At 61.6% G+C, this 7,332-nt stretch carries 5 protein-coding genes; 2 read left to right on the forward strand and 3 right to left on the reverse strand.

Annotation, left to right across the window (positions count from 1 at the left end; genetic code table 11):
• The first annotated feature begins 20 nt into the window (after window positions 1-20).
• The gene (locus KBA48_RS22525; protein ID WP_292910612.1) at window positions 21-2,222 is read left to right on the forward strand and encodes a TonB-dependent receptor; all 2,202 of its coding nucleotides are present in this window, start codon (window positions 21-23) and stop codon (window positions 2,220-2,222) included.
• Window positions 2,223-2,414: 192 nt separating this feature from the next.
• Here the strand turns inward: KBA48_RS22525 and KBA48_RS22530 are convergent, their stop codons facing one another.
• Window positions 2,415-3,350, reverse strand: coding sequence for a VOC family protein (locus KBA48_RS22530; RefSeq protein WP_292910614.1), 936 nt, complete (start codon window positions 3,348-3,350; stop codon window positions 2,415-2,417).
• Between the two features lie 106 nt (window positions 3,351-3,456).
• Here KBA48_RS22530 and KBA48_RS22535 point away from each other — a divergent pair, with 106 nt between their 5' ends.
• Window positions 3,457-4,155, forward strand: a complete 699-nt coding sequence (locus KBA48_RS22535) for a TetR/AcrR family transcriptional regulator (RefSeq protein WP_292910616.1) — start codon at window positions 3,457-3,459, stop codon at window positions 4,153-4,155.
• A gap of 59 nt (window positions 4,156-4,214) precedes the next feature.
• Here the strand turns inward: KBA48_RS22535 and KBA48_RS22540 are convergent, their stop codons facing one another.
• The gene (locus KBA48_RS22540; RefSeq protein ID WP_292910617.1) at window positions 4,215-5,828 is read right to left on the reverse strand and encodes an FAD-dependent monooxygenase; all 1,614 of its coding nucleotides are present in this window, start codon (window positions 5,826-5,828) and stop codon (window positions 4,215-4,217) included.
• A 163-nt stretch (window positions 5,829-5,991) separates the two neighbouring features.
• A partial coding sequence (locus KBA48_RS22545) for an amidohydrolase family protein (protein ID WP_292910618.1) occupies window positions 5,992-7,332 on the reverse strand: 1,341 nt, incomplete at its 5' end.

Here is a 7,332-nt window from a genome sequence, read left to right on the forward strand (position 1 = left end):
TGATCAAAGGGAGGATAATCATGCGCATTCGCATTCGTATTCGGCTGTTGGCCTCGGCTGCCCTCATGCTTGTTGGCGGTGTCGGGCAGGCCCAGCCGGCGGCCCAGACCGGCACTGCAGTAACGCTGGAAGAGATCATCGTGACGGCAGAGCGCCGGACCACCAGCCTGCAGGATACGCCGGTTGCCGTCACGGCGATCAAGGCGGACCAGTTGCAGTCTCGTGGTGTGCAGACCGTCCGTGGGCTGGAGAATCTGGTGCCCGGCCTATCGGTCGGATCGCAGACCAACGGCCCCGGCGCCAACAGCGCCACCTTCTGGATCCGTGGCCTAGGACAATTGCGCGCCGGCAATGGCAGCGAACCGTCCGTGCCGCTCTATATCGACGATTTCTACTATCCCGGTATCGCGGGCAACGTCCTGCGTGCCATGGATATCGAACAGGTGGAGGTGCTGCGCGGGCCGCAAGGCACCCTGTTCGGCCGCAACTCCACCGGTGGTGCCGTCCGCTACCAGACCCGGCAGCCTGGCCCCGACCTGGGCGGCTTTCTGGAGGGGACCTATGGCAGCTATGACCGGACCGACCTTGTCGGCGCGCTGAACATTCCCCTGGATGACAATCTGGCGGTTCGCCTGTCGGGCGCATCCATGAAAACCGATGGCTATGTCAAGCATGTGGCCGATGACGAAAAGGGCGGCTCCTCGAAGAACAAGCTGTTCCGGATACAGGTCCGGTACCAGCCGGTCGATGCCTTGACCCTCAATCTCTCCTACGAGGAAGCCGACAGTTTCAGCCAGGGATCGACGGCCTATATCCCGGTCATCTCGCCAACGGGCACACTCGCCGCGCGGTGGAACGCCCGCCCGGGCAACCTGCCGCGCTTTGACCAGTCGCTCGTATCGCGCTGCACTTATTGCAACAATGGCGGCCTGATCATCGAGGATTTTGATGATGCCGAGGCCAGCCACCTCCACTTCACCGGAGAATGGGAGGTCAATGATCATCTGGTGTTGAAGTTGTTGAGCGGTCGCTCTGTCATTGATGATGAGTGGAGCAACGACATCGATGGCACACCTGCCGGCGGGAGGCAATATAGCAGTAGCCGTGTCGAGGCCTATTCCCATGAGTTGCAGGCGCAGGGTGATATTGGAGATCGGCTTAATTACGTCGCCGGCATCTATTATTATGACGAGAATTTCAACGCCACCAGCGGCCAGCTCGCCCCCAACGCGGCCGGACTGATCACGGAAAGCCGTTCCTCTTATGATAACAGCCGTGAATCGATCTCTGCCTACACCAACATCACCTTCAGTATTAACGACAGGCTGAAGGCGACAGGGGGGCTGCGGGTTGGGGAAGAAAAAATCCGGATCAACACCCGCAACATCCTGCCGGCGACGGGCGCGTCGGATGCCGGCTCGCTGAAGGAAACGATGACGCTGCCGCTCGCGCGCCTTCAGTATGACTGGGGTGACAATGTCATGACCTACCTTTCGGTCAGCCGTGGTGCCAGGGCCGGCGGGTTCAACATTGTCCCTGCCAATGCCGACGCGATCGGCTTCAATTCCGAGGACGTGACCTCCTATGAGGGGGGCGCTCGAATGGCTTTCCTCAATCGGCGCATGACGGTGAATCCGACTGTTTTCTATACGGACTACAATAGTATGCAGATCAACCGGCAATATACGCCGCCGCCGCCAGCACCGCCCTCGCCGACCTCTATTCTTGAGAATGCCGGCAAAGCCCACATCTACGGTGTCGAACTGGAGTCCAGCACTGCTGTCACAAATAATCTGCGTCTCATGCTGTCGGGGGCGTTCATGAAAGGGGCCTTCGACGAGCTTAATCCGCAGGCTGGTGTAAAGCTGGACAGCCCGTTGCCGCGTTTACCGAGATGGTTCTATTCCATGGGGGCGATGTACGATATCGACCATGCCTCCGGCGGCGTCACTACCATCAATCTCGATTATGCATGGCGAAGCGCGCAGTACGGCTCGGCCAGCGATGTCGATGCCGTGCGCATCGCTCCCTACGGCCTGCTCAACGGCCAGATCGAACATGCGTTTCCCAATGGTCAATGGAAGCTTGCCGTTTTCGCGACCAATCTGGCCGACAGGAAATATCTGACCGGCGGTCTCAACCTGCTCAGCCTTGTCGGTGTCCAGCGCTTCGACATGGGTCGCCCGCGTGAGATCGGCATCCGCCTGCGCTCCGCATATTAATACCATGGCCCGGTGATCATGACCGGTCACCGGGCCTCCATCGCCGCCAAACCCGGTCCCGGTGTGATGCCCGCATCAGATCACACTTGGGCGCGGGTTCTGGCTGACGCCCACCCGGTCCAGAAACGGGGAGTTTCCCATCGGCGGAAACACCCCGTGGTTCTGCCATATGCCCGGCGGACCTGCTGGTGCCTATGAGGCGAAGTTTCCCGGTGGCGCGGGGCCCCATTGACAGCCCATCATGGTCTTCATGTCGGTCACGTTGGTGGGCGCGTTGGCATCGAACAGGTCGCCATCGGTCCAATGTTCCAGCCGATGGCCCCAGGGATCCCGCCAGTAATCGAAGACCTGACTGCCCAGAATATGGCGCCCCACGCCCCATTCATGCACATGGCCGCGTTCGGCCAGGAACCGGTTGCCAGCCATCAGATCATCCAGATCTGACACCTCGAACGCCGCATGATGGAATCGCGCGGGGCTTCCCGGGAAGCGGGCAAAGTTCAGCGTATGGTGATCGACAGCCGTCGTACCCCGGTCGCAGCGGATGAACAGGGACGCGACATCACCGTCCGGCGTCCGCACTTCGTCGGAGACAAGCAGGCCGAAACGCTGCTGCCACCAAGCCCAGGTCGCCGTGATGTCGGACACACCCAGGACGACATGTCCCAGGCGCACGATGTGGGCGGGTTCGGTGGAGATCCGCTTGGTCTGCCCGGTCCGGTCCTGGCGGGCAGCACTGTTCCAGGGGCAGCCGGATGGAGTCGGCAGCGGGGAGGCTTGGACGTCGCCGCAGACCGCTTCCACCCGATAGCCATCGGGGTCGCGCATCCGCACGACATGACCGCCACCCGGACCGGATAAGGGTTCCACCCGCGTGCCGTCCGCATCGGCCAGCGTCTGCATCTCCGCCAGGGTGGAGACACGCAGGGACAGCGCGACAAAGCCGGCGTCGCCCTGCACGGTTTCATGTATAAAAGGGGCGGGGCCCAGCCCCCGCATGCGCAGTACGCCATCGCCGGCATCTTCGGCAACGCGCAGGCCGAAATCGTGGAGGAAGGCACGCATTGCCTGAAGATCGGGGGCGGAAAACCGTACCGATGCAATATCGATGGCTTTTGAAAGGCTCATGGTGATGCCCCTGTTTCCGATTTGCTTGTCTTTACCGGGCCTTAGGTTCACTATCAGTTAATGGACAAATAGTCAATTAACAATGCTTGAAATGGATGGTGATGGAATGGCGGATGGCAAGGCCAAGAACAAGATCGGCGTCTCTGCTGCCCCGACCGATATCCTGGTTCCGTCGGAGGAACAGATACGTCCTGATCCGCGCCGGGTGCGTACCCGCTACGCGATCATTCTGGCTGGGCGGAAGCTGTTCGGTGAACATCATCCTGACGGTGTCGGCATTGATGAGCTGATCGCCGCCGCTCGGATTTCCAGGCAATCCTTCTACAACCACTTCCCTGACAAGGAGGCGCTGGCGCGGGAGATTCTACACGATATCCGGATCACTTTGCAGCAATTGATCAGGCAGGCCAATGCGGAACAGCCTGACCCGGCGCGACGGGTGGCGACCGCTATGTGCATCTATGCGCACCGGGCGACCACGGACCTGACGGAAGGGCGGCTGATCGCGCGGCTGCCGCTGGGAGACATCGCGACGGAGTCCGCGGTCAATAGCGGTGTCTTGGCCGATGTGCGGGACGGGCTTGCCAAGGGACGCCTTGCCGTGCTCACGCCGGCAGTAGGTGTGGCCTTCATCATCGGCACGACCCAGTCGTTGATCAGTCAGATCCTGATGGACGGCAATTCCAGCATGGCAGTGGTCACCACGCAGCAGTTCGTGACCCTTGTCCTGCGGGCCTTCGGTCTGCCGCCGATCGAGGCAGAGATCATTGCCAGCGAGGCGGTGGATCGCGTCTTCCGCAGGTGATGCCAGGGCGCGGGAAGTGTTTTTTGATGGGCTGTAAAGAATCATAGTCAGCGGTGCCATCAGGCATCGCCGGTCCACCGCCGGCCGATGGCTCGTGCCAGTGCACCTGACCATTCCGTTCCGCGCCACGCCACATGCTGGTCGGGGCGGATCAGCACCAAAGGGGCGCCATACAGCGCGGCAAGGTCGGGATGCTGCGGGCGGATCGCGCTTAACGGCACAGACAGCGCCTGCGCTTCACGCTGGGCTGCGGTGACAGCGCCATCATCCGCATCGCCGATGACCAGCAGCGTGAAGCCCGAGCTGAACTGGTCGTACAGGGACAACTGCTCATCCAACCAGACATGGGGTGCCAGACAGCCCGGCCGGGCCGATGGCTGATAGACCTGACTGTCATGGGCCAGTTCCGGCCCCCGTTCTGGCTCCATGCTGATCAACGGAGACGCGTAGCGCAAGCCGAGCACCGCACCCAGGGTCGAGAATTCCCGCGCCTTGCTGGCCTGGATGCCCGCCCCCGTCTTTGCCCGGGCGACGTCCCCGTCCGGCGTCTCATCCTCGATCTCCGGCGGCGGCGGTGTGACATAGATGGCGTAATTGGCCATGGCCTCACGGATGACGGCCTTGTGAATCGGGCGGCGTTCCGTCTCATAGCTGGCGACCAGGGCGTCGCTGCCCCAGCCTTGCAAGGTCGCCGCGATCTTCCAGCCAAGATCTACCCCGTCACCGATCCCCATGTTCATGCCATAGCCGCCGGCGGGTGGATGCAGGTGACAGGCATCGCCGGCCAGCAGGATACGCCGGTCCGCATATCGGTCGGCCAGCAACTCGCTGGCGGTCCAACTGTCGGCGCTCAGCACCTCGAAGGGGAGGTTGATGCCCGTGCGTTCGCGGATCAGGGTGGCCGCCTCCTCCTTCGGGAGTGATTGCCCGGGCTTGGCGCCGCCGGGCATGAAGAACCAGAGGTCGCCGGCATCCATGGGGCCGACGGCGGAAAACCCGTCCTTGCCGATCTGCCAGTAAATGGCCGCCGGCCCATGGGCATGGGCTTGCGCCATGCCCGGGGCACGGAAGATGATGTTATAATGGTGGGATAGGCCATGGCGTCCCTCCATGCGGGCGCCGATCAGGTCGCGCACGCCGCTGCGCGCGCCGTCGGCCCCCACCAGATAGCGGCAGCGCACGGTGGTGATCCCGCCGTCGGTGTCCCTTATATCTGCCGTGACATGATCGGCGTCCTGTGTGGCGGTGAGGAAAGTATGGCCGAAGCGGATATCGACTCCGTGCAGGTTTCGGGCCTTTTCCAACATCACCTTTTCCAGGGTGTATTGAGGAATCCACTGGCCGTGTTCGGGGTATCGGGGGTCACGTTCGGGTGATGCGTTGAAGGCATTGGCGAAGCGTGCCAGTTCATGTCCCGACAGGCGGGTGACGAATACCATGTTGTTCGGATAGTGGATGCCGAAGGGCGCCTTAGCTGCCAATTGGTCGGCGATACCCCAGCGCCGCAGGTGTGTGCGGGTACGCACATTGGTGGTTTTGGCCCGTGGGGCCATTCCGCCGCGTTCGTTGCGTTCAACTACCAAAGCGCGTATTCCGCGTATCCCCAATTCGATTGCCGTGGCCAGGCCGGCGGGACCTGCCCCCACGATCAGCACATCCGATTCCATTTCCATCGCTTTCCTGGGCTTATTTTAGTGTGTATCAGGCGCTTCCAAAACGCCCGATACACACTGAGTATTTGGTTCACACTCTGACCGACCGGTCCGCGTTAGCCGGGGCGGGGAGCCGCTACCGTTGGAGAGCTGGGGGTCACGATGACCGTGGCGGCGCGCCACATCAGCGGAGATGGCCCTGGCCTTCGGCAATCCTAGCCTTGATCTGGTCCAGGTCCTGGCGAGAATGATAGTGTCCAGCCCTGACCACAGCGGTGATTCGGCCCAGATTGGCGACGTCCGTCAGTGGATTGCCGTCCAGCAGGATCAAGTCCGCATTCTTGCCGACTGCAACCGTCCCCATCGTATCCGTCCGGTGGAGGAAGCGCGCGGGATCGATCGTCGCCATCTGCAAGATCTTCAGCGGGGGCAGACCGGCCTTGGCCAGTTCGCCAAATTCCTGCTGAAGGCTTTGTCCGGGGGCTTGACCGCTTCCGTCTGTGCCCGCCAGCATAGGGACACCTGCCTGCGCCATCAGGCGCGTCAGCGCCAATTGCCTTTCATAGGCAAGGCGGAATGTCGCCCGGGAGGCCTCGGGCAATTTGGCGAAGATATCAGCGACTTCCAGCCATTCCCGATATGATTGGGGAATGAGATAGGGGATCATCGGGTCATTGCGATATTCGGGTAAATCCGCCAGTTGCTGCGTTCGCAGTCGTACCAATGTCGGTACCATCCAGGTTTCATTGGCGGCAAAGAGCTGTGCCAAGCTCAGGCATTTATCTGGATTGTAAGTATCGAAGGCCCGCTGCAACCGCTGTACATCCACTTCCTCTTCGAAGGCGGCCGGGTTGATGAGGTATTTTCGCGCCCAACCCTCCACCAGGGGGCTCAACAGCCGAAGGATGAAACCAGGGATGGGTGGTACCTTTACGGCGGGGTGTTGCTCTGCCTCTGCCAGCAGGTTTTCCATGTCGCTGGAACATCCGATCCAGACCGTGTCGCCCGGCCCCAGATGTTCGATTGATCGGAAGCCCAGGGTTGAGGCCCGTGCCGGATCGACCCCTTCCGGCAGGTGGCCAAGGACAGGGATCTGCTGGCGCCGGGCTTCCTCCAATGTTGCATAGAATATAGGTGGGCTTGTCGAGATCATCTTGATGAAGTCAGCACCCTGCGCCTTCTGGCGGTGAATCTGATCAACCGCATGGGCGATGGTGTCGGCGTTGAACGGCAGCAGCAGGTCACCGGGCATGGCCAGCAAGGAGGGCGTATGCTCATTCAGCGGCAGCGTGCCGTCCTGACGGTTGGCCAGCAGTCGCTGCGAGCCGGCCATCTGGCGGAAACCGGTGACGCCTTCAGTGAGCATCATCGCGAGCACAGCCGGCGCATTGTCGGCTTGCAGAGCATGGGAATGCATATTGTTATAGCCGGGCACGATATACTGGCCCGAACCGTCGATGTGCTGGATCGGGCCATTTGCGGTTAACTCCGTGGCCGGCGCGATACTGATAATACGGCCTTGGTC

The organism is Niveispirillum sp. (genome assembly GCF_017996735.1).
GTDB lineage: Bacteria > Pseudomonadota > Alphaproteobacteria > Azospirillales > Azospirillaceae > Niveispirillum.